This is a genomic window from Azoarcus taiwanensis, from assembly GCF_012910885.1.
In the GTDB taxonomy this organism is placed as follows: domain Bacteria; phylum Pseudomonadota; class Gammaproteobacteria; order Burkholderiales; family Rhodocyclaceae; genus Azoarcus_F; species Azoarcus_F taiwanensis.
The window spans coordinates 1-22131 of record NZ_WTVM01000068.1; the positions used below are offsets into that span (position 1 = coordinate 1).

At 63.9% G+C, this 22131-nt stretch carries 24 protein-coding genes; 5 read left to right on the top strand and 19 right to left on the bottom strand.

Features of this window, described 5'->3' with window-relative positions:
* The first annotated feature begins 43 nt into the window (after positions 1 to 43).
* Both GPA21_RS21350 and tnpC read left to right on the top strand, forming a co-directional pair.
* Positions 44 to 166 carry a hypothetical protein gene (locus GPA21_RS21350; protein ID WP_422614206.1) on the top strand — a complete coding sequence of 41 codons (123 nt, stop codon included), beginning with the start codon at positions 44 to 46 and terminating at the stop codon, positions 164 to 166.
* 38 nt (positions 167 to 204) lie between these two features.
* Entirely contained in the window at positions 205 to 1800 is a 1596-nt protein-coding gene (gene tnpC, locus GPA21_RS11925) for an IS66 family transposase (protein WP_168988388.1), read from the top strand.
* Here tnpC and GPA21_RS11930 read toward each other — a convergent pair.
* The 18 genes from GPA21_RS11930 to GPA21_RS12015 all read right to left on the bottom strand — a co-directional run bounded on the left by GPA21_RS11930 (position 1783) and on the right by GPA21_RS12015 (position 18895).
* A complete protein-coding gene (locus GPA21_RS11930; protein WP_246261927.1) occupies positions 1783 to 2286 on the bottom strand; it encodes a hypothetical protein in 504 nt (167 codons plus the stop codon). The genes tnpC and GPA21_RS11930 overlap by 18 nt on opposite strands.
* A 101-nt stretch (positions 2287 to 2387) precedes the next feature.
* Complete coding sequence (locus tag GPA21_RS11935; RefSeq protein ID WP_168988389.1) at positions 2388 to 2855, bottom strand: hypothetical protein; 468 nt, start codon at positions 2853 to 2855, stop codon at positions 2388 to 2390.
* A 99-nt stretch (positions 2856 to 2954) separates the two neighbouring features.
* Positions 2955 to 3347, bottom strand: a complete 393-nt coding sequence (locus GPA21_RS11940) for a hypothetical protein (RefSeq protein ID WP_168988390.1) — start codon at positions 3345 to 3347, stop codon at positions 2955 to 2957.
* A gap of 23 nt (positions 3348 to 3370) precedes the next feature.
* Positions 3371 to 3622 carry a hypothetical protein gene (locus GPA21_RS11945; protein WP_168988406.1) on the bottom strand — a complete coding sequence of 84 codons (252 nt, stop codon included), beginning with the start codon at positions 3620 to 3622 and terminating at the stop codon, positions 3371 to 3373.
* Positions 3623 to 3937: 315 nt separating this feature from the next.
* The gene (locus GPA21_RS11950) at positions 3938 to 4498 is read right to left on the bottom strand and encodes a hypothetical protein (protein WP_168988391.1); all 561 of its coding nucleotides are present in this window, start codon (positions 4496 to 4498) and stop codon (positions 3938 to 3940) included.
* Between the two features lie 318 nt (positions 4499 to 4816).
* Positions 4817 to 6394, bottom strand: coding sequence for an ATP-binding protein (locus GPA21_RS11955; protein WP_168988392.1), 1578 nt, complete (start codon positions 6392 to 6394; stop codon positions 4817 to 4819).
* A gap of 305 nt (positions 6395 to 6699) precedes the next feature.
* On the bottom strand, positions 6700 to 8268 hold the full coding sequence (locus GPA21_RS11960) for a DNA cytosine methyltransferase (RefSeq protein WP_425483699.1): 1569 nt from the start codon (positions 8266 to 8268) through the stop codon (positions 6700 to 6702).
* Positions 8269 to 8827: 559 nt separating this feature from the next.
* Positions 8828 to 10858 (bottom strand): DNA topoisomerase III, encoded by a 2031-nt coding sequence (locus GPA21_RS11965; RefSeq protein WP_168988394.1) that lies wholly within the window; start codon positions 10856 to 10858, stop codon positions 8828 to 8830.
* 270 nt (positions 10859 to 11128) lie between these two features.
* Positions 11129 to 11575, bottom strand: coding sequence for a single-stranded DNA-binding protein (locus GPA21_RS11970; RefSeq protein ID WP_168988395.1), 447 nt, complete (start codon positions 11573 to 11575; stop codon positions 11129 to 11131).
* Between the two features lie 73 nt (positions 11576 to 11648).
* A complete protein-coding gene (locus tag GPA21_RS11975) occupies positions 11649 to 12176 on the bottom strand; it encodes a DUF3158 family protein (RefSeq protein WP_168988396.1) in 528 nt (175 codons plus the stop codon).
* Positions 12173 to 12931, bottom strand: a complete 759-nt coding sequence (locus tag GPA21_RS11980) for a PFL_4669 family integrating conjugative element protein (RefSeq protein WP_425483700.1) — start codon at positions 12929 to 12931, stop codon at positions 12173 to 12175. Before GPA21_RS11980 ends, GPA21_RS11975 begins: the two co-directional genes overlap by 4 nt.
* A 339-nt stretch (positions 12932 to 13270) precedes the next feature.
* Complete coding sequence (locus GPA21_RS11985) at positions 13271 to 14452, bottom strand: STY4528 family pathogenicity island replication protein (RefSeq protein WP_168988398.1); 1182 nt, start codon at positions 14450 to 14452, stop codon at positions 13271 to 13273.
* A gap of 3 nt (positions 14453 to 14455) precedes the next feature.
* Positions 14456 to 15016: a DUF2857 domain-containing protein gene (locus GPA21_RS11990; protein ID WP_168988399.1), complete on the bottom strand. Its 561-nt coding sequence runs from the start codon at positions 15014 to 15016 to the stop codon at positions 14456 to 14458.
* Positions 15017 to 15031: 15 nt separating this feature from the next.
* The gene (locus GPA21_RS11995; protein WP_168988400.1) at positions 15032 to 16663 is read right to left on the bottom strand and encodes a ParB family protein; all 1632 of its coding nucleotides are present in this window, start codon (positions 16661 to 16663) and stop codon (positions 15032 to 15034) included.
* Entirely contained in the window at positions 16656 to 16916 is a 261-nt protein-coding gene (locus GPA21_RS12000) for a hypothetical protein (protein ID WP_168988401.1), read from the bottom strand. The genes GPA21_RS11995 and GPA21_RS12000 overlap by 8 nt, the downstream gene beginning before the upstream one ends.
* Complete coding sequence (locus GPA21_RS12005) at positions 16900 to 17775, bottom strand: ParA family protein (RefSeq protein ID WP_168988402.1); 876 nt, start codon at positions 17773 to 17775, stop codon at positions 16900 to 16902. The genes GPA21_RS12000 and GPA21_RS12005 overlap by 17 nt, the downstream gene beginning before the upstream one ends.
* Before the next feature lie 42 nt (positions 17776 to 17817).
* On the bottom strand, positions 17818 to 18030 hold the full coding sequence (locus GPA21_RS12010; protein ID WP_058064709.1) for an AlpA family transcriptional regulator: 213 nt from the start codon (positions 18028 to 18030) through the stop codon (positions 17818 to 17820).
* Positions 18031 to 18148: 118 nt separating this feature from the next.
* Positions 18149 to 18895 (bottom strand): hypothetical protein, encoded by a 747-nt coding sequence (locus tag GPA21_RS12015; protein ID WP_168988403.1) that lies wholly within the window; start codon positions 18893 to 18895, stop codon positions 18149 to 18151.
* 803 nt (positions 18896 to 19698) lie between these two features.
* On the opposite strand from GPA21_RS12015, the gene GPA21_RS20945 reads away from it, so the two are divergent.
* Both GPA21_RS20945 and GPA21_RS21180 read left to right on the top strand, forming a co-directional pair.
* Positions 19699 to 20640, top strand: a complete 942-nt coding sequence (locus GPA21_RS20945) for an alkaline phosphatase family protein (RefSeq protein WP_339379893.1) — start codon at positions 19699 to 19701, stop codon at positions 20638 to 20640.
* Entirely contained in the window at positions 20640 to 20774 is a 135-nt protein-coding gene (locus GPA21_RS21180) for a hypothetical protein (RefSeq protein WP_281355945.1), read from the top strand. The genes GPA21_RS20945 and GPA21_RS21180 overlap by 1 nt, the downstream gene beginning before the upstream one ends.
* A 49-nt stretch (positions 20775 to 20823) precedes the next feature.
* On the opposite strand, the gene GPA21_RS12025 is transcribed toward GPA21_RS21180, so the two are convergent.
* Entirely contained in the window at positions 20824 to 21294 is a 471-nt protein-coding gene (locus GPA21_RS12025) for a DUF1178 family protein (RefSeq protein ID WP_168988404.1), read from the bottom strand.
* A 148-nt stretch (positions 21295 to 21442) separates the two neighbouring features.
* Here GPA21_RS12025 and GPA21_RS12030 point away from each other — a divergent pair, with 148 nt between their 5' ends.
* On the top strand, positions 21443 to 22117 hold the full coding sequence (locus GPA21_RS12030) for an alpha/beta hydrolase-fold protein (RefSeq protein WP_422614205.1): 675 nt from the start codon (positions 21443 to 21445) through the stop codon (positions 22115 to 22117).
* Positions 22118 to 22131 lie beyond the last annotated feature (14 nt).

Below are 22131 nucleotides of genomic sequence, written 5' to 3' on the forward strand. Positions count from 1 at the left end.
CGGATTCTGTGTGTGGGCCAAGCGCCGCGAACAGGGACGCTTCGTGTCGAACTGGGCGCAGGTTCGCACGCGCCAGATGGACTGGACCGGGCTCAAGCTGCTGCTCGAAGGCATCGAGCCGGCACGCTACAAGCGCCGTTTCCGACTGCCCGCAAACGCCGTGTAACCCGCATGAATGCTGGGTCATACGGTAAAATATGCGCCATGCCCGCGCCGCACTCCGCCCCCGTTCCGACCCTTGCCGAGGCCGCCCAGTGGGCGCCCGAGCGCGTCGTCGAACTGGCCCAGGCGCATGAGGATCTGCAGCGCCAAGTGCAGACCATCCAACATCAGCTCGAGTGGTTCCGCCGCCAGCTCTTCGGCCAGAAGAGCGAGAAGCGCCTGGTCCCACCGGACCCGGCGCAGATGTATCTGGGCGAGCTACCGATCCCCGACACGCAGCCCGATGTCCCCGGCAAGACCGTGGCGGGACACACCCGCCGTGCGTCGCGCACCGACTACGCCCAGGACAAGGACGAATCGGCGCTGTTCTTCGACGAGACGCGCGTGCCGGTCGAGACCATCACGCTCGCCAACCCCGAGACCGAGGGGCTTGCCGCCGACCAGTTCGAGGTGATCGGCGAGAAGCTCAGCCATCGCCTGGCGCAGCGCCCGGGCAGCTACGTGATCCTCAAGTACGTGCGCCCGGTCATTAAGCGCCGCGACACGCAGACGATCCACTGCCCGGCGGCGCCTGTCGGGGTGCTCGAGGGCAGCCGCGCCGACGTGAGTTTCCTGGTCGGGCTGCTGCTCGACAAGTTCGCCTGGCACCTGCCGCTGTACCGCCAGCATCAGCGCCTGGCTGACGCTGGCATCACGGTCAGCCGCGCCTGGCTCACGCAACTGGCTGCGCAGGCGGCCGCGCTGCTCACGCCGATCTACGAGGCGCAGCTCGCGTCGATCCGTGCCAGTCGCGTCAAGGCCATGGACGAAACCCCGATCAAGGCCGGCCGTGCCGGCCCGGGCAAGATGAAGGCCTGCTACTTCTGGCCGGTGTATGGCGAACTGCACGAGATCTGCTTCCCGTTCTTCGACAGCCGCGCCCACAGCAACGTCGAGAAGGTGCTCGGGCTCAAGCCCACCGAAGGGGGTGTGCTGCTCTCGGACGGCTACGGCGCCTACGAGACCTACGCGAGCAAGACCGGGCTCACGCACGCGCAGTGCTGGACGCACTGCCGGCGCGAATTCATCAACGCCGAGGCGGCCGAGCCAGCGCTGGCGGCCAAGGCGCTCGAGTTCATTGGTGCGCTCTACGCGGTCGAAGCGAAGATCCGCGACGACAAGCTCAAGGGCGAGGCCAAGCGCGAGTACCGGCTCGATCACGCCCGTCCGATCGTGACGGCCTTCTTCACCTGGGTACAGGAGCGCCTGGACGCGCAGGGGCTGCTACCGAGCAACCCGCTGACCAAGGCGCTGATCTACGCACACAAGCGACGGGCGGCACTGGAAGTGTTCCTCGCCGACCCGGATGTGCCGATCGATACCAACCACCTCGAACGGGCGCTGCGGCCGATTCCGCTGGGTCGGAAAAACTGGATGTTCAGCTGGACCGAGCTCGGCGCCCAGCACGTCGGCGTCGTCCAGAGCCTGATTGCGACCTGTCGGCTGCATGAGCTCGATCCCTACGACTATCTCGTCGACGTACTGCAGCGCGTCGCCCAGCACCCGGCCGCCGACGTCGCGCAGCTCACGCCCAGACTGTGGAAGCAGCACTTCGGGAAAGCGCCGTTGCGCTCGGAAATCTCAAGGCGCGCTGCGTAGCAACGACGCCGCTGGGTGAGCGCTTACGCCGTTGCCGCCGAACTCGAATAGCCGTGGTTTGCTGCAGTACCAGCAGCCTTCGAACTGGATGGCGCTCAGGTGATGGCCGTCATCGAAGCAGGTAGCGATCAGAAGCAGCGCCTCCAATTCGGCGCCATCCTCGAACTGATGATGCTCGATCAGGTTTTCCAGTTCTTCGTCCTGGTCGGCACCGAAGTGCTCGGCAAGGACTTCGAGAACGCCCGACAGCGGCGAATCGCCTTGCTGATCGGGCAGATCAAGCCCCAGCGTGGCAGCGAGATCGGCGAGGCCTTCCAGTACGTCGTCCCATTGAGGATCGTTGGTTTCGGCGATCTGGGCGATATAGGCCTGCCCGTTGCCGGGATAACTTGCATCCAGCGCGAAAGCGCCGAACAGCGCCTTGATGACGGGTGTCACACGATCCAGCACCAGAACACCAGTGCCCTCGTAGTAGTTGTTTGCCATGGTGGCTCCTTTCGGAAAAGTGAGCGGAGCCAGCCCTTGCGGACATGGCATCCGCAGGGATAAGCCCACCGTCGGGAGGCGCGGGCTATGGGAGAAAAGTGCTACTCGCCAAAGTTGGTCGAATCGCCCAGGGACTTCAGCACCTCGATCAGGCCGCAGTTGGCCAGGACGTACAGCTCGTTGTAATCGCTGCCGGTCGGAGCCTGCCCCGTGACGTTGATGCGGGCGTCCAGATCGAGAATCTCTTGCCGGACGCGGCGTGCGACCTCCAGCGGCGGCTGTTCGTCGTCATCGTCGGCGGCTACACCGAGAGCACGAAGCACGGCACGCGGCGAAAGCGCGGGCTTGGTAAAGGATTCGTACACGCTGGGAATTTCTTCATGGCAGCGTGCATCGAGAACGTCGTTCCCGATGTTGAACGTCGTTAGTTCATCATCTGAGGCACCCTCATCGTCGTAGTCGACAATGACGACGCGCGGCAGTGGAACGTGGCTTGGCCAGTCCTCGACGAGTGTGACTTTGACAAGGCCGCCTTCAATGACGACGGCGATGGATGGGGTTCGGGCCATGGAGCACTCCTTGGATAAAAGGGAGGGACATGGCCCCGGATGGGACACATGTCCCTCGTGGGGTTGGAAAAATGAGAACGGCGTAGCGCGCAGGCAAGCTCACCAGCCGCTGTAGTTGAGCAGCAGGTCGGCGAGTACCTTGCGGCGTTCCAAGTCGAGACCACCGAAATCGGACAGCCCCTCGAATTGGCAGCGCCTGAGCATCGCCCCGCCTTCACGGGAGTTGTAGAAGCTCACCATGGCTGCGAGGAACATCCGCTGACCTCCACTCAAAACGCCGAGGGCGTCATTGAGCCGCAGCAGGTTCGGACGCAGATCCCACTTCTCTGTGGCGCGTTGCAGCCCCTCGCAGGTGCCATCGCCGAACCACTCGTGGCCGGCAATCTGGACCCCGCGCTTCCAGGCCTGGAAGAACGCTTCGGGCGCCTGGGCAAAGTGCCGGTCTTCCCGTGCGATCAGGTCGAGCACGTCGTGGGGAACGGACTGGTTCATGAGCAATCTCCTTGAAAGAGGATTCAGGGATGGAGCCGCTGCTGCCAGCGGCCTTTCGTCAGGGCCTTGCTGGCGGCTTGGTACGAGCGGAAGTAGTGCTCGGACTCACGCGATACCGGCCCGTCCTTGTCTGCCGTGCCGATGTAGTGGCCAGCGGCGCTAAGGTGCACGTCAAGAGGCAAGCGCTTGCCCGTGTAGGCCAGCGCCAGATAGCCGATGGATTCAGCACGGGCTTGCCGAGCATCCACCACGATGGGCGAGGAAACGGAGGACATGGATTTCTCCTGGAAGAATGGCCGGGAGCGGAACTTCCCGAAGGGTTGAACAAAAGGCATCGGCGTCTTGGGGAAACGCTCATCCGCAGGACGATGCGAGGCGGACTGGCGGGTCGCGCGGAAAAACCGCGGCAGCCTGAAACCCTGGCTGCTGGCATGTGCTGACGAATCAGCGAACATGCGGGCAGCTTCGTGCACGGGCCGCGCTGCGTCAGCCTGGAATCGGAATCCGATCTGCCCCTGATTGATGTGCATCGGATGAAGACGGCCCCGCCGCGAATGCGGGGCCGTCAAGGTCGATGCGAAGGCGCGGGTTTAGTCGGGTTTGTCCCCCAGAACGTGCTGCTTCCAGAGTCCGAATGCCTCGTCCGGCGCCAGTTCGGCGAGGATCACGATGGGCTGGGCCCGCCGGCTGCGTAGCGCAGCGAAGTACGCCTTGCGATCGACGATGGCCTTGAGCTTGATGCCCTTGAGGAACAGCAGCTTGCCGTCCTTGATGAATAGCACCTTGTTGCCGATGTCGCGATTGAACGCACTGCGCAGCTTGCGATCGGCGTGCATGGTGTTGGCCAGCCCGTCAACCAGGTAGTCCAGCGTCATGTCGATGGTGAACCGGCACGCGTTGTCGTTGGGATCGACGTGCTCGCTGACGTCCGGCGGCAAGCTGGCTGCGAAGGCCTCGGCCTCGGACAAGCGATCGCGCTGGCCTTTCAGTGCGAGCAGGCGGGTGGAGCCGCCGTGCCCGTCGTTGCTGGCAGTGGCAACCGGCTTGCCGTCGAACAGCACGGTGGCGGTGAAGCACAGCGTTTCCTCGCTGGCGAAATCTGCCACTTTGAGATTCTTCAGTGTGATGCGGTCTTGGGTGTTGGTTTCCATGGTAAGTCCTGATGTCGACCGGGTGATGACACGCCCCTGGCGGGATGTGGCAACCATCCCGTGGGTTGGAGAAAGGAGGCATCGATGCCCCGGTGGGCAGCGTTCGCCGGTGAGATGTCGGGGCGAACTGGCGGGTGGCGTGGGCGGAACCCACGGCAGCCTGGACACCCTGGCTGCGGGTATGGTGCTGCGACAGCAGCAACACATGCGAAGGAGCATCGGTGTGGCGCCTCCGTGCGTCATCCAGCAATCTGAATTCATCGCTAACGGATTGCCACGCCCAAAAAAAAGCTCCCCGAAGGGAGCTGGAAGGGAGGACTACTCCACGCTGGTGAGCTTGCCCTCAGTGTCGAAGCTCAGGCGCACGGTGGCACCGGCGAGCTTGGGCTGCGGGGTGTATCGCCAGGACTTTGGTAGCAGCTCCTCGATGGCACGGGCAGGTGAAACCGAGCAGCCGACTGCGATGAACGTGGCGATGGTCTGCGCATCCGCGTCCTCGCGGCCTTGGTCGTAGCGGTCGTCGAAGATGTAGTCGGATAACAGGCGGGTGACGTCACCCGCGTGCGGCGTCACGTAGAGTCGGTCGTGCCTGCGAATGGCAGATACCGCATATTCGCGGGTGTCTCCTCCAATGCTGGCGGACAGAGTTCCGACCAAGGTGACGCCACTGATGTCGCTATTGAATGGCAGGCCGTCGTCCACATGGATCACCTCGCCGTGGTGAATGCCGACCTGATCAGGGTCTGCGTAGTGGAGTAAATCGAACAGCCAGTGGTCACCATCGAAACGGTGCTCCTCCAGCAGGAAGGCCTGCCTGGCCGCCAGATAGACCTCGGCGGTCGGCACATCGTCATCGTCTTCTGCATCGATGGACCAGACACCGGCCTCCTGGAGTACTTCCTGGGCGATAACGCCTTCGGCGTGATGACGATCCCAGTACCTGGTCCAATGACTGCGAAAGCCTGGCGGCTCATGGGTCCAGTCGCGAAACCAGCTGCGCGGCACAAAGGGGACGTTGCTGAGCAGGTCAGCGTTCGATGAAGACAGGCACGTGGATGCGTACTGCATCATGAAATCGGCCCCGGACAGCCGTTCCTTGGCTTCGATCAGGGATTGGCGGAAGGCCCGTTCGACCGCAGTCTGGATGCGCTTGCCATCCTCTTCCTCGTGCAGAAGGTGCTGGCGATCCGGTGGGCGAGCGATCATGTCATCACGCAGCATCACGATCTGGTGGTGTTGCGAAGATGGCCATCTGCCGATGGGAAGCCCTTGGAGGTAGCAGCGGTACTGAGACGGCGTACCGTCCAGATCGATGAGAACCTGGCCGACTTCCGTATCCCGCCAGGCCAGACCAGGCCGGGCCAGCGGGCGCTCAAATTCCGTGCCGTTGAATGTCACGCGGACGGGGAAGGCTTCGCACAGCCGCACCAGTTGCTGGGCGACCCACTGGGTCAGTGTCGGCCCCTTGTACGGGGGTTCGACACCGCACAAGCGGATCTCGGTACCGATGCGAGCGGGCGCGGCGATGACGTCGATGTCCTCGCCGTTGATGATCGCGGCGGTGGTGGCGCGAAAGGCCATTTCCAGCGAATGCACCCGTAGGCTGCGGGCGAAGTACAGCGTCGAGAGGACGCCGATGCCGAAGGGGTTTTCCCGGGCCTTCAGTTCCTCGTCCCAGCCGGATTCGGCGATGCAGAGGAGGCTCTGGAGGTTGGCGATGCCTTCGCCGTCGTCGCTGACGGTGAGCGTGTCGCCTTCGGCGGAGATGTGGATGTGGCGGGCTTTCGCGCGCCGGGCGTTCTGTAGCAGCTCGCCCAGCATCGAGGCCTGGGTGAACGCATAGCGATAGGTTTCGATCAGGCGATTCTGGTTCGTCTGAAGACGTATGGTGGACATGGCATGGCTCCTTGGATGAGGTTTTGTGCCGGATGGGCACGGGGATGAAGCGGCACACGCCGACGCCCGCCGCATGGCGTGACAGGCGGCAATGGCCGGTCCTGGGGAAATGGGCTGATGGGCCCGTTGGAGATGCAGCACCAACGCCGGGGGTGGGCGCGTGTCCGCGGCGCGGTGCGATGCGGACAAGGTTGGTCAGCGTGGAAAACCCACGGCGCAGCCTGAAAGACCCTGGCTGCTGGCTGTTGCCGAAGCATCGGCAATACAGGAGGAAGAATGGCGTGACCGGTTGGGAGCGTCGCGGATCAATCCGAAACTGACAGTTCCGCCTTGTGCAGGCATTGCAATAGCCGACGGCCGAGCCACGCTACGCATGGAACCGCCATGGAATTTCCGATCGCCTTGTAGCGCGGTGCATCGGCGGCGGGCTTGCCGCGGTACTGCACCAGGGTGTAGTCATCGGGCATGCCCTGCAGCCGCTCGCACTCCACAGGCATCAGACGCCGCACCCGCCAGTGCGACCAGCCACCGAGGGCGGGGTCGTTCCAGTCGTAGTGGAGATGTGCCTCGAAGGTGGGGGCTAGAACATGGGGTTTGTCCGCTCCACCGCCGCTGGTGCGCAATGCCGCAGCAACGTCGCCGCCCAGTTCGGCGGCAATGCCCTGCTGCCGTCCCCGCAGGGCAACGCAAGCCACCATCGGCACCCCGTAGCCCGGTTTGCCGCTGGACAGGACAGTGCAAGCCACCTGTCCGTGGCCCGACTCGAACCGCACTTCACCGCGGTTGTTCTGCGCGAAGGCGACAGCGGGCACGACCCCGGCGTTCGCATGGCTGTTGCGATGCTCGCCAGCACGCAGCGTCGGTGCCAGGCCGAGTGTGGCATCGGCGCCGCTGCCTTGGGCAGTGAAGGCGATGATCGGAACGCCTCGGCCCGTACCGTCCTCGCTGCAACCCTTGCCACCGTTGGCGGCTCCGAGCGTATGGCTGATGCCGCCATTGACGGACTGCGCCAAAAAGGTCTCGACCTCGAAGTCGTTCTTCGGGCCGGGTGCGGCGGTCAGGCATGCGGCCACGTCAATCGGCCCTGCGGTGTTACCGCCGCCGAATCCAAAGGTGATCGTGGCAGAACCATAGGGTTGTTTCAGTCCCGCATATCCTGAGCACTCGCCTGCTGCCGCAGTGCCCGTTCCAACAGCGGCGGCAGTTTCTTGCCACGGAGCGAAGCCCGGCGAAGAATTCCCGAGCACGCCACCGGACTCAAAAAGTACTTCTGAGGGATCGAGGTCAGGATGACCACTTGCCACAAGAAACACACGCTTGCGGCGTTGGGCGACACCGAAATATTGAGCATCGAGCACCCGCCACGCGATGCGGCGGCGGGGTCCAGACACACAACCTGCGTGCGTCCATTTTTTCCCTGGCGGTTCCAGCGCACGGCTTTCTCCGGCCAGTGCGCCCAGGAAATGGCCGAAGGCGTTGCTGCGGTCGTTGAGGACGCCCGGGACATTTTCCCAGACGATGGTGGCTGGCGGGCGGCGGTCGTGGCCGCGAGTTTGGTCGATGGCATTTGCAAGCTCCACATAGGCAAGGGTTAAGGCGCCGCGCGGGTCGTCCAGCCCGCGGCGCGCACCGGCCACGCTGAACGACTGGCATGGCGTGCCGCCAACCAGGATGTCGGGAGCCGGAACGGTGCCGGCGCGGACCTGGCGGGCGATCGCGGTCATGTCGCCCAGGTTGGGCACACTCGGGTGGTGGTGCGCGAGCACCGCGCGCGGGAACGGGTCGATCTCGGCGAACCACGCGGCTTGCAGGCCAAGCGGCTGCCAGGCGAGGCTCACGGCCTCGATGCCGCTGCAAATGCTGCCGTACAGCAACGGTGCTTGGCGAGATGGATGGTGCATGTCGGTTCTCCTGTTCGTTGGGCCCTGATCCGTCGGACGGGCCGGTCGGTTGAAAGGCAGGAGAAAGGCGCCGAAGGCGGCGAGGCCTTCGGCTCGGGAGGAAGGAACCACCCGTGGGCTGAGGAGCAAGCCCGGTCGTCGCTAGAACCGTTCGCTCATCCAGCAATCACACCCGGCCCATGTCGTGGCTGGGGCCGGCATCGTCTGGCGCACATCCGCGCACAAAGGGAGCCCAGTGTTTCGCCGGCGGGCACCGGCACCGAATACCGCTGACCGCGAAGGGTCTCCCGATGGTTCGCTCAGCTTGGCAAGCCATTGGGAGACCCTTCGCAGGGGCGGAAGGAACGCAGATCAGGAGAACGCGCGCGGCGCTGTTCGCGAAAGAAATCACCTTCAGGTCTCACGGCCAGGAGCGGCCGCACGAGACGCGCACAAGAAACGGGAAGGCGTTGCGCGCTGGGCGTCCCGCAGGGCATGCGGGACACTAGCCATGCCATCGATAGTTGGCATGGTTCACGGGGAACGACGTAGATCAGACGCCTTTGCGGGAGCCGCCACCACGGCGGGTGCGTGAACCACCCCGCTTGGACGCACCGGACTCGACCGGCAGCGTGCCTTTGCAGTCAGGATAGCGACTGCACGACCAGAATGGGCCACTCTTGCCGCTACGCTGGTGCGTAGGTGCACCGCATAGCGGGCAACCTGGTCCCAGGGGAACGTTGATGGACAAGGACGCGCTGCCATGCTGGGCGACCAACTGCGAAATCCATGCGGCCTGCTTGTCGATGAACACATCGAGCGTGAGCTGGCCGGCTTCGATCATGTCGAGCGCCTGTTCCCACACGGCGGTCGTGCCAGGATCAGCGATCGCTGCGGGCACCGCGTCGATCAGGGTGAAAGCCGCATCCGAGGCGCGGATCGAGCGCCCCTTCTTCACGAGATAACCGCGTCCGATCAGGCCGCTGATGATGTTGGCCCTCGTCGCCTCGGTGCCGATGCCGGTCGTGTCCTTGAGCTTCTGTTTCAAGCGTGGGTCCGTTACGAACCGCGCAGCGCCCTTCATAGACTTGACCAGTTCGCCCTGGGTGTAAGGCTTCGGCGGAAGCGTCTTGAGCGACTTCAAATCGACGTTGGCAACCTGGCAAGCCAGGTCTTCACGTAGGGGCGGCAGCACCTGGGCACGGGATGCCGTGTCGCTTTCATCGTCAGCTCCACCTTCACGTGCGGGCTCGGCCAACACAAGACGCCACCCTGCGACGACAACCTGCTTGCCGGTGGCCACCAGGTCCTGTCCGCCGCATGTGAGCGTTACCTCGGTGCGGTCGAACTCGTGATGGGGGAGGAACTGGGCCAGATAGTGCGCCCGGATCAGCCGGTACACCGCCAGTTCCTTCGCGCTCATGGCGGAGATACTCGCGGGTTCGAGCGTCGGGATGATGCCGTGGTGCGCCGTCACTTTGCCGTCGTTCCAGGCTCGCGAGCGCTGGTTGCGGTCGAGTTGGCCCATAATCGGGGCCAGCGTGGGATCGGTCTTGAGCAGGCTATCCAGGACCGTGGGCACCTCGGCGAACATGCTTTCGGGCAGGTAGCCGGAATCTGAGCGCGGGTACGTCGTGGCTTTGTGCGTTTCGTACAGGGCTTGGGCAATCTCCAAGGTTTCCTGTACATCCAGCCCCAACTGCTTGGAGCAAACCTCCTGAAGCGTTCCCAGGTCGAACGGCAGCGGCGGGCCTTCGCGCACGCGTTCGGTTTCGACCGAGACCACCTGGGCGCGGTCAGCGGCTCGAATCTGCTGCGCAGCTTGCTGGGCGACGGGCTGTTGCAGGCAGCGGCCCGCATCGTCGGTGCAAGTCTCGGGTGGAGACCATTGCGCGGAGAAAACCTGACCGCCTACGGAAAGGGTCACCTCGATGGCCCAGTATGGGACGGAGACGAATGCGGCAATCGCGCGGTCGCGGTCCACCACGAGTTTGAGCGTCGGTGTCTGAACACGACCGACCGACAGTACGCCGTCGTAGCCGGCTTGCCGCCCGAGCACGGTGAACAGGCGGCTGAGGTTCATGCCAACGAGCCAGTCCGCCCGCGAGCGCGCCAGCGCCGAGTAGTACATCGGCAGCGTTTCGGCCGATGGCCGCAGCTTGCCGAGCGCGGCGCGGATGGACGCATCGTTGAGCGCCGACAGCCACAGCCGCTCGATGGGGCCGCGGTAGCCGCACAGGTCGATGATCTCGCGGGCGATCAATTCGCCTTCGCGGTCAGCATCTGTGGCAATGACCAGTTGGGTCGCCTTGGCCAGAAGCGCCTTGACAACCTTGAATTGCGTGGCGGTCTTGGGTTTGACCTCGACTCGCCATTGCTCGGGAATGATGGGCAATTGCTCGATGGACCAGCGCTTGAGCGTTGCGTCATAGACCTCGGGCGGTGCGGCTTCAACAAGATGTCCGATGCACCAGGTGACGGTCACACCGGTGCCGCTGAGACAGCCTTCACCGCGCTGTGTAGCGCCGAGAATCCGGCCAATGTCTTTGCCCTGGGAGGGCTTCTCGCATAGAAACAGCCGCATGTCCGTCCATCCAGTTCCCGTTGCTCATTGAATTGCTGGAACCGAGGATGCCGGGCGGATGTTGGGGCGGCAGCAAACAAGCCGCACGGGGAAGCAACCGCTTTCACGGGGTGGAGTAGCTTGAGCGGGATGGCGCGTGGCCAGAGGCATTCAAACCGGAAGCTGCGATTCGCGGGAGCGCGTGGAAGTCTGTAGACGTTGATGGAACTATCCCCTGGGGATAGCTCGGCAGGTGGGCGGGCGGCGAAGAACGCCGCCCGCCATGCCGTGTCACTTCCTGCGCCGGTTCTCTTTCGGCTCCGCAGGTTCCTCCTTGGCGGCCGCAGTCTTCGGCTCTGCCGCTTCCTGCGGCTTCTGGCTTAGGGCCACGGAATCGATGCGGTACGGCAGGATGCCGACGCTGCGGGCATTGACCTGCCAGGTCTCGCGAGGCTGGTCATCGCTGTCCGTCCAGGGCGCGCGTTCCATGCGACCGATGACCAACACGCGCATTCCCTTCTGGTACAGGTGCTGCCAGCGTTCGGCATCGTGATGCCAGATTTCCACGGGCGCCCAGAAGCCACCGCGGTCTTCGTAGCCTCCGTCCTTCTTCGGCACCGGGTTGTCGAAATAGACGTTCAGGCGCAGCAGGCGGCTGGGTTCGTCATTGCCGTTGGGGAATTCGCGGTACTCGGGCGGCGAACCGATGTTGCCCTCGCCGGAAAAATGCGTGCTCATGTTGCAATCTCCATGGTGGTTGAAATACCCATGCCCCGCAGGGCCTAGGCGCGTGCTGGGGGCGTTGGCGCAATCACCGACCATCCCTAGTGGCAGACATCGAAGCGAGTCGGCGCAGATAGGTGTCTTCCGCGACGGCGGCCTTTCTGGCGCATTCCTGCGCCTGCCGGCCCAGGGTGTGCAACAGGCTGATCTGCATATTCAGCGTGATGCGCTGAAGCTCGATCGCGTGCAGGTCGGAGAGCAAGTTGACCGGCGTGCTGGTGCTCGCCATCAGCTCCTGCCACAAGACCACGCCCATGGCCGACCTGTCGTGCCTGCGCCAGCGCAGAAACGTCGTGCCTGCGCCAGTGGTCTGCTGGGCCAGTTCGACGGGCAGCAGGTGAAAGGGATGGCCGCTAACCTGTTGCAGCACTTGTCGCTGCGCCAGGGCAATCAATTCGTCGCGCATGGCGAAGCACTGGCTGGCCCAGGCCTCTAAGTCCCCTTTACCTTTAAAGGGTTTTAAAAGGCCTTTTAGAGAGGCGGCGTGTTCCAACCTCACGAAGGCACCCTGTTGCAGGCCCCGGAAGTAGCGGGTTTCGCGGCTTGGTTCGCTCATGCCTGCTCATCCCCGGCAGTTTCTTCCTGGGCCGCCGCGACCGTTGCTTCATCGACGTCAGGTGCCGCTGCGGCAGTACTGTCACCGCGCTGTTGCAGGCCACGGCGGACAATAGGCGGCGCGAACTTCGAGCGGCGCGTGCCTTCAAGGACCTCCTGCGGCAGTTCGCCGTACTTCTCGACTGCGTTCCTCGCTGCGGCATTCTTCGCCGCGAAGTCATCGCGCGTCGTGCCCGAGTAGCGGTACTGCTGCGCCAGGCTGAACAGGCTGCGCAGCGCATGGGCGCCCTCATTGAGCCAGCGCTCCAGCGTGCTGCGGTCGATCAGCGCGGTGTGGTGGGCGAGGATAAGCTTGCGTGCAATGTCGTCGTAGTCGGCCAGCAGGTAGACGGCGGCAAAGCCGAGCTGGGCATTGACGAACAGCGGAAGCTTGACGGGTTGGACGTTGAGGTTCTCGCCCAGGCTTAGGGCGGCGGGCACCCCGGCCAGTGCCTGATCGACCTGTTCGCGCAGGGCTTGCAGCGTGGCCTTGGTCTGGTCGAGCTTTTCCTCGATGCGCAGCATCCACCAATCGCTGTACGGGTCGTCCTGCTCCGCGCCGCGCTTCATCTTGTTCATCACGGCCATGTAGCCGTTCAATCCGACAATGCCCGGCCGCCCCTCGGCAGCGGCGCGGCCATGCCAGATGCGCGAGGCGTGGTGGGTGTGCAGCGTCAGCGACATCGCGCTGCGCAGGGAGCCGAGGTTGAGTTGCAATGGTTCGTTGCTGGTTGCCATGGTGACCGCTCGCTGGTGGACAAGGAACCGCCAGCATCGGCATGCAGCGGAAGGCAGTCAGTCAACAAACCGAAACCGGCGCATCCCCGGTTGTGTACGTCGTGGCCACCGGCGGCGCGGGCTATCCCCAGGGGATAGCTCCAAGGAGCGCCAGGGAAAGCTGGTCGCCATGAGCCTCGCCGACCGCACTATTACGCGGGCGAGTGCGGGGATGACGGGCCTGGCCCTGTCCAACATCTGACACGGGCGCACAGCTATCCCCAGGGGATAGCTCTACTGACAGCTACTGGCATCTGCTTCATGGTCTTGGCCGTGTGGTCAGGGCTTGCGCAACAGGTCGCGCAACCGCTCGATGTGCTGCCGGGCCACTTCTGGGGGCACCACGTTGCGTGGCGGCTCAGGCGGTGGTCGCCCGAGCGTGGATGGTGAGGGCGTGGTCTGCTTGGCCCACGCATTGAACTCACCGCGAATGGCACGCTGAATGATGCCGAACAGATACCCCGCAGGGTTGCGAATCGCATGGTTGCCGCAGCGGGCCGCCCAATCATCCAGCACGGCCTGCCGCAGAGAGCCATCCACCTGCTGCAATGCCATCCTGGCGCCTGCCTGCTGCTCTGCCTTCAATTCTGTGAAGCGCTTGGGCCATTGCAGGTCGCCCAATGCGCGCGCCTGCGCGGTAGTACGTACTTCATCAATACAACTACTACGTACAGTACGGGCCTGCTTCGGATTCCGAAGAAAGGCATCTGACGCGGGTTTCAACCCTGCTTCGGATTCCGAAGAGGGGCGTTCGTGATTCCGAAGAAGGCTCGAAACCCCTTCTTCGGAATCGTGAGCGGCATCCTCCTGTGGATAACTATCGGCGGCGGTGATGCCCTGGTGGTTCAGACGTTCGGAGAGCACCTGTAACCGCGACGGCAAGGTGCGGCCGGACAGCATTGGGTCCTCGGCGATTTCCTGCAGGGTGTTGAGGCCCACCATCTGGACGGCCTTGGCCGAGTGGCCCAGGGACTGGCTGACCAGCGCCAGGTAATCGGCGTCGAGCTGCATCGCCTCGAACGGCGTCAAGGGTTCATCGTGCAAAACGTAAAGATTTCCGAGGAGGCGGCCGGTCTTGGGATCGCGTCTGCGCCGCACCAGGCTCAGCCACCGAGTCAGGCGAAGCAGCGTGAGCGCCCGCGCGACGGTTTCGTGCGAGGCCTGGCCCGCGCAGGGCATGGACGCGAGCCAGGGGCGCAACTGCTCGTAGGTAGGGAACGCCGTCACGCCGTCCTCATTGAGCATCAGCCGGAACACCTGCCAGGCATTGCGCTCCAGCGGCGTCAGCCGGCGATCAAGGAACAGGCGCCGCGGAACGCTCTCGTGTCGGTTGCCGCTGAACAGAAAGCCGTCGCCGGGTGTCGGCAGGCTGTGACCGGGTGCAAGTTCCTTCAGCGCACCATCGAACAGATCGGCAAGTGCGACCGGACCTTGGCGACGCGGAGCTTCATCCACCACCATGGGCTATCCCAACCCCTGGTCAACCCAGCCCTTGATCGTGGCCCAGACCACCGACAGCGGCAGTGACATGCCCTCAGCCAGGTCCATGGCCGCGTCAAGAACCGAGGTTTCATCCTCCAGGTCGACGTTTCTGCTGCTGGTGACGGCTTTCCACTGTCGCCACAGTTCGGTGTCCTGGGATTCATCGAGAACCGGGTGGCGACCCTTGCGCTTAGGCAGACCGAGGACTTCGCGCCGCAAGGCGACTTCCTGGTGCGTCAAGCCATAGAATCGACTCACCATTTCCGTGCTGGCGCCCAGGCGCAGCATGCGATCGACCGTGGCGATCTCCTTCTCGACATCTTGCGCCTGGTTGAGCAGGCGCCGCAGCACTTCGCGGTTCACAGTCACGGTGCACCATGAGACATTGGCGTTGGCCAGCACGCTGATCAGCGCCGGATGCTTGAGCGCATCCAGTTCGGCCTCACCGAACCCCATGGCCTTGCAGCGCCGCAACTGCCCGTTGCGCAAGTCGTAGATGGCTTGCGCAAGTACTGCTTGATTCAGGGGATGCGATGCGGACATGCGGGCCTCCCTAGCTCACGACCCGAAGGCCGAAGGATCGGCTTCTAGGTCCAGCAGGCGCCGGGCCAGGCGCAGCAGGCGAAAGAGCTTGACTAGCGCGGTGTCGCTCAACCGCCTGGCCATATCACCCTGGCCGTGCAGCAGTTTCGGCAGCTCGGTGGTGAATTGCCCGCCGTCGATGCCGACCTCTGCGGCGGACTGACCGGCCAGGGACGCCAGCAGCATCAGCACCGCGTCCCCCAGCGGCGAACGGGATTGGGTGCGCGCGCTGCAGGCGAATCCGATCCCGTCGGGACGCTCTTCGATGCAGGCCTCCAACTGGACCTCGCCGGCGATCTCGCGCGCGAACTGCGCGATGTGGACACGTAGTCGGTCCGGCGCGTCGAGGCCGGCGTCGATGTACCAGACGTCGGAGATGGGATAAAGGCTACCGGCCTGCACCGGAATAGACTGCAAAACGCTCGTTGAAAAATCGGGCGGCAGCGCATCGCCCAACTGGTCGGCGACCATGCGCTGGATGGACTGGAGCCGTTCGGTTGTCGGTGCCGGCGAGACGATGTGCTCCTGCACCAGATTCCCTGCTGCGACAGGATCTCCTGCAACCACCTCGCCAGCCTCCGCGCTGTCCTGGCGCGGGGCGGGGGTGGCCGATGGCGGACTGACTGAAGATGCAGGGGTGGCGGCGGGTGGCCGCGTATTGGTTGTTGGCTGAGGCAACGCCGGAGGCGGCGCGTGCGGCGTCGGGTCGCTGGCCAGCGCGCGCTGGCGGCTCTCCAGTTCGGTCAAGTCCAGGGCCAGCACGTCATAGTCCACGCCCAGCAACTCGGACATTTGGCCGATCAGCTCGTCCTGCACCCGCTGCGGGGCGAACTCGTCGCCCTCTGTATCGAACTGCGACAGCACTTCCTGGAAGAAGCTGTCGAAGTCCAGTGGCAGGGAGCGGCCCTTGCCGTACCGCTCCCAGGTGCGCTCGCAGGCCTTGCGCATGACGGCCAGCCGCTCGACCTGATGGCGCCCCAGGCCGGCATAGAGCACGGTCGGGATCGCGGGCAGCAGGTAGCGCACGGCATCGGCCATGCGGCTGATGTGGGACTGCGGCACAGGGTAGCCGTCGGCTGCCAGACGGCGAGCCAATTCGGACTGGCTCAGGACAGCGCCGCTTTCCTGTTCGTAAAACTCGCGCGCCTTCTCGACACCGAGGGCACGCTCGATGAAGGTCAGACCGCCGCGCAGCTCGTTCTCGGCCAGATGCCCGGTCAGCGCCACAATCTCACCGCGCTCGGGCCAGGGCCGGAACAGGCACGATATGCGGAAAAACCGTTCGTCCTTCGTCTCGGACCAGAGCTCGCGGAGGATCGCCAAGCGGGTGTTGCCGCCGTTGCGGATGATGTAGTGATCCTCGCCGGGCCGCCGCGTGATGGCCGGAGCGGCATCCAGGCCGCGCTCGCGGATGGATGCCTTGATCTCTTCGTAGGCGGAATTGCGCTTCTTGCGCGGGTCGTGATCGTAGGGGCGCAACTGGTCAAGCGTCACGACCATGGGCGTATCGGCGATCGGGTCGCTCAGAGCGGTGGCCGATGGGCTGCTGCGTTCAAAGCCCGCAGCGAGCAGCTTGCCGGCCATGTCCTGGGAGGTCAGGTCAGCCATGGCCGTCCCCCCGGGGGTCGGCAGCTTGGGCAGAACGGACATCTCGCTCGGCACGACGGATCTGCGCGCGGGCGTTCAGCGCAGCCCGATGATCGCTGGCCGTCGAACTGGTGTAGATAGCCGCGCAGCCGGCCTTGGTGAATTTGAGGTGGCCGCCCGGCGTTCGCTTGACGTGCCAGCCTTCGCTCACCGCGAACTCGATCAGCGCGCGCAGCCGCTTGTGGCCCCGAGACAGATCATGTGCGTTCGCCATGGTGCCTCCCGGTTTCCAGTACACGCGATGGGTGTCCGGCCACCTGCTCGAAGCGGTCGTGCCATTGCGGGAACAGTTCGTTGGCGAGCGTGCGCATGGTGTCGAGTGCTGCGGGCGCAACTCTGCCCGCCGGCTGGCGATGTTCGACCCGATGCACCGGTAGGCCGCGGGTGGCGGCACGCGGATAGGCTTCGATGGCCGGAACGTCCGTATCCAGAACACGGATGCCGGCATGCTCCTGGAACAGCTCGCGCAGAGCCTGCTGGATCATCCGCGCGTTGGTCGACACTGGGTGGACGCGGTTGATCAGCAGGTGCAGCGGTGGCGTTTCGATGCCAAGGTGCCGGTACGGCGCAATGTCTTCGAGCAACTGCATGGTGCCGCGCCGCAGTTCGCGCGCGGCAAGAATCTCCGGCGTTACTGGCGACAACGCCATGTGCGATGCGAGCACCGCCATCTCTAGCAGCACCGAGCGAGCCCCCTGGGTGTCGATCAGTACCAGGTCGTAGAGGGGCGCTAGCATCGGCAGCAGATGGCGCAGCCGCAAGCGTCCATCCGGAGCATGCAGCAGCAAGGTGTTCAACTCGCCACGGTGATCGTTGGACAGCACCAAATCCAGACCCGCAACGATGGTACGGGACACGACCTGGCCGAGGTCTCGCTCGTTGAAAGCCAGTAGCTCGTAGATGCCGCCCTGCGCGCGGTGGGCGAGTTCGTAGTAGGACGACAGCGTGGGCTGCACGTCGAGATCGAGCAGCAGTACGCGCAGCCCGGCATCGGCGACGAGCCCGCCGAGGTTGGCCGCCGTGGTCGTCTTGCCCACGCCGCCCTTGGTAGAAATGATGGATACAACCTGCATGGCGCTCTCCGGTCGAGGATGGGAAATCCGTGGCAGCGCGGATCACGTGCGGTTGTTGAGACGCTCGGCGATCCACTGCTCGATCTCGATCGAATCCCAGCCGACCGCGCGCACGCCCAGGCGCAGCGCCTTCGGAAACTGGCCTTTGCGCATCAGGTTGTAGATGTGGGCGCGTTTGAAACCAGACTTGCTTTCGACTTCATCGAGCCGCAGGATGCGGCGTTCACTTGCAGGCAGTACAGGCGTTTGCGTCATGGCGGTCACTCCTGAACGCTCGGTGGCGTTTGTTGGCGTGACACCTATTGAATACACCTCACCGAGAAAAGACATTGCAAATGCAATCTCCGCGATTGCACATACAAGCTGGAAACTCTCAGTTGGCCGCGCTATGCAGCCGCCGCCTGGCGATGGCGAACTTCCCGTTCAACGTCCGCTCCGTGATGCCCATGACACCACCGTGATGAGCGATCAACGTGCTCACGACGGCTTCCTGAGTCTTGAAGCAGGAGTACGGTGTGCCCGAAGGGGACTGGCCGAGCATCAAGTCCAGCATGCCGCCAATGATGTTCAGGTAGGTGGCCTCGGCGCGGTCGCTGATCGGGCATTGGGCGCAAGCGGGGATTGCAGTGGACTGCTTGAGTAGTGCGTCGTGCCGTTCCTGCAGTTCCAGCAGTTGGCGCTTGCACTGTTGCAACGCAGACTTCAGCGCCATTCGTTCGACCAGCATGGCCTGGCCGGTTTCTACGGTGATGAAGGGATGGGCGATGCGTTCGCTGCGCGAAAACAGGAAGCCGGGCCGCTGACCGGGATAGTGTTCGTGCATCCACCGTTTCAGATCGACATGGCGGACGGTCAGCTCCGGGGAGTCGATCAGCTTGGTGTCGTTGATCGTGATGCCGTTCTTGCCAAAGGGCAGTTCTCCGTTGAGGATTCCGTCATAGATGCGATCCGTGTATAGCCGTACCTCATCCCAGCGTGGGCAGTCCAGCGACTGGGGCAGATGCCTCGATGACGAGATCGCGGCCAAGACCACATGTTCGTATCGTAGTAGCCCAGCCCAGCGGATAGCCGCTTCGATCGGACGGTAGAACACCTTTGACGCTTGTTCATTCTGATGCATGCTCCATCTCCTTCCAGGAGAGCTACATGGCAGACTCCTCTGTTGCCAACTGCACAGTCGGTACGCGGTCTGTGCGGGAAGTGGGTTCAGGAACCGCGCTTCTTGGAGAGATGTGAGCACCCTCACCAGTCTTTGCCGTCGATGGCTGCCGTATGCTCGATGTGCAAGAATCGAGCGGCAGCCTGGACGTTGACCGATGGGCGAGTCGAGCCGACAGGAACGCTCACGCTATCAGCGTTGTGAAGTGTGGCGATCTGAGCAAGACGGATTCGGTATGGCCTGATAGGTATGCGGTTTCACGAGTTGGACTCGGTGACCATCCTCGCGACAGGGACTCGGAGAATCGAGGTGCGCCATACCTTTTTCATCATCCTGACATATCGACATAGCATGGGGCGGCGTGTGGCTTCCAGGCCAGTTCAAGCCTGTAGCGATACGGAGTGCGCTCGCCGGCCATGAGCCAGCTTCTCGTTCAAGAGGGCTGGAGCAAAGTAAAGGCAGGAGACGGCGAAGGCCGGAGAGGCCATCGCCCCGGTTCCGGCGCCATCAGTTTGGCGTTGGGAGTGAAGGTGCGGGTGTGCTGGTCAGCTTGGAGGATGTAGGTGGATCGCAGCGGATGTCCTTGGATGAAGTTTGTTGCCGAGGCTGAAAAACAAGGCTATAATTAAGGCCTTCGCTGATCGCTTCGGCGGAGAAAGGGCTTGGGAAACAACGACTTAACGCCTTGGTGCGTGACTCGTTTCCCGCTCCAGCATCACGCGAAAGGAAGGCCATCGTGCCTTCCTTTCGTCGTTTACCGCCTCGTGATCGTCCAGCGTCCAGACTTTCGCCTGCCGCAAGACAGCGTCCTGCCGGACTACGGCGACGGCGGCATCTTCGGCCTGGTGTCGTCGTTCGCGCGCTTTCTCGATGGCGAGCCCTGGCAATTCGGAGGGCAGGGCGGGAGCCGGGCGACAGACGAGTCGCCGGCCCTGGTCTACTTGCTCGTCGATGGACTCGGTGACGGCTTTCTGCAGCGCTTCGGTGCGGGATCGTCCTTGCTCGCGGATCGTGTGCGCAGGCTGACCTCGGTGTTTCCCTCGACCACTGCGAGTGCGGTCACGACGATGCTGACCGGGTTGGCACCACGTACCCATGGACTCAACGGCTGGTTCGTCCGGGACCGTCGATTTGGCGGAGTGGTGGCACCACTGCCACTGAATGATCGCGTGGGACACAGGCTTCGCCCGGATCGTGCGACGCTGAAGCACTTCTTCCCCTATCCCAACCTGTTTGAGCAGCGCCGGCGCGCCTCGGTGGCGCTGTTGCCCGCCTATATTGCGGATTCGCCATTTTCGCGTCGCCACTGCCGTGGCGCGCAGATCCTCCCTCATATCGACCTGGAGCACCTGGTGGACTCGGTGGTGGCGGCAAGCCGGGCGCTGCGCCGCAAAGGGGGCGGCTTCGTGCACGCCTACTACGCCGAGTTCGACGCGGTCAGCCACGAGTTCGGCTGCAACTCCGCCGAGGCTGTAGCCGAGTTCTGGCGGGTCGAGTCAGCCTATCGACGCCTGGTGAGCGAACTTTCCGGCGACAACGTCACCGTGGTGACCGCGCCGGCGCCGAAGCGGCCTTTACCGCCTGGGTGGAGGCTGAGCTCGCAGGCGTTGCCCGGCTGGTCGAAGCGTCGCGACTGCTCGAGGCAGGGTTGTTCGGCGGCGGACCAGACCACCTTGTGTTGCGTGAGCGCCTCGGTAGCCACGTGATGCTGATGGAGCCCGGCTGGACGATCTGGGATCCGCGCGCAGGCGAGTCGGTGCACGAGATGCTCGGTGTACATGGCGGCTTGAGTGCCGACGAAATGTGGGTGCCGCTGATCGTGCGGGAGTGTGCTTGCTAGGACGTTCGCCGGGTGAGGCGGGGTCGGGTCGACCCTCCGTGTGGCCCGCTCAGTGCATCTCGCCTTCATCGGGTGGCAGCGGTACCACCATGATGCCTTCTTCGATGAGTTCACCGACGTCGTCGGCCGATGCCTGACCCTTGATGTTGCGGGCTTCGGTTTCGCCATAGTGGATACGCCGCGCTTCCTCGGGGAAGCGCTTGCCGACATCCTCCGAACTGCTTGCCATTTGCCGCAGCGCTTTCATGACCGCAGCGATCGCTTCCGGTGTCGGCGTGGTGGCTGGAAGTGATGCCGGAGCCGTTCTTGCCGGTTGATCGGGCTGCTTTTGCGCTGACTCCGCGGCAACCGAACTGCGGGTGTTTACATACGGTGCGCTCAGTTTGCGTACGATCTTCGTCGATGCGCAGACCGGGCATGCCACCAGCCCCCGGTCGAGCTGTGACTCGAACGCAATGGCCGAGGCAAACCAACCCTCGAAGGCATGGTCATTTTCGCAGCTCAGGTTGAGGACGATCACTCATCGCTCCATATGGGTAGTGGGAAACACACTTTACGTCCGGCTAAGCCTTCGTGCGCATTTCTTTTTCGCTGGCACAGGCATGGTTGACGGCGGAGCGCATTCTATTGAACGAGGACACCGGCGTCGACCGCTCGTTCCCCATCGGGTGCGAGGCCGTGACTGGCCACGCATCAAGGTGCGATGGCTTGGCGGTCACGTAGCGCCAGTTGCCCGCGACGCGGGTCCGGATCTCACCGCTCTTGTGCCGGATGATCCGGACGGCGCCTACGATTTCGGTCTGGGTGCGGGGTTCTACGTCAATGCCACCGAGCAGCCCTGGCCGCAGCATTACCGCATGTACGATTATGTGGTCAGCGAGCTGCCCGCGGTGGTCGAAAGCCAGTTTCCGGTGTCGGATGCACGCGCGATCAGCGGTCACTCGATGGGCGGGCACGGCGCGCTGATCTGCGCGCTGAAGAATCCCGGGCGCTATCGCTCGGTGTCGGCCTTCTCCCCGATCGTCAATCCGTCCAATCGCCCTTGGGGTGTCAAGGCGTTGGGGCGGTATCTCGGGCCGGATCGTGAGCGCTGGAAGGACTGGGATGCGTGCGAACTCATTGCCGACGCGGGCGAACGTCTGCCGCTGCTGGACGACCGGGGAGAGAACGACAACTTCCTGACCGAGCAACTCAAGCCCCAGGCGCTCGAGCGTGCCGCCGCCGCGGCAGGACATCGGCTGACGCTGCGGCGTCACCCGGGCTATGACCACAGCTGCTACTTCATCGCGAGTCTCATCGATGACCACCTTCGGCATCACGCCCAGGCGCTGGGTCGGGGTTGAGAAAGGGGCTGGGG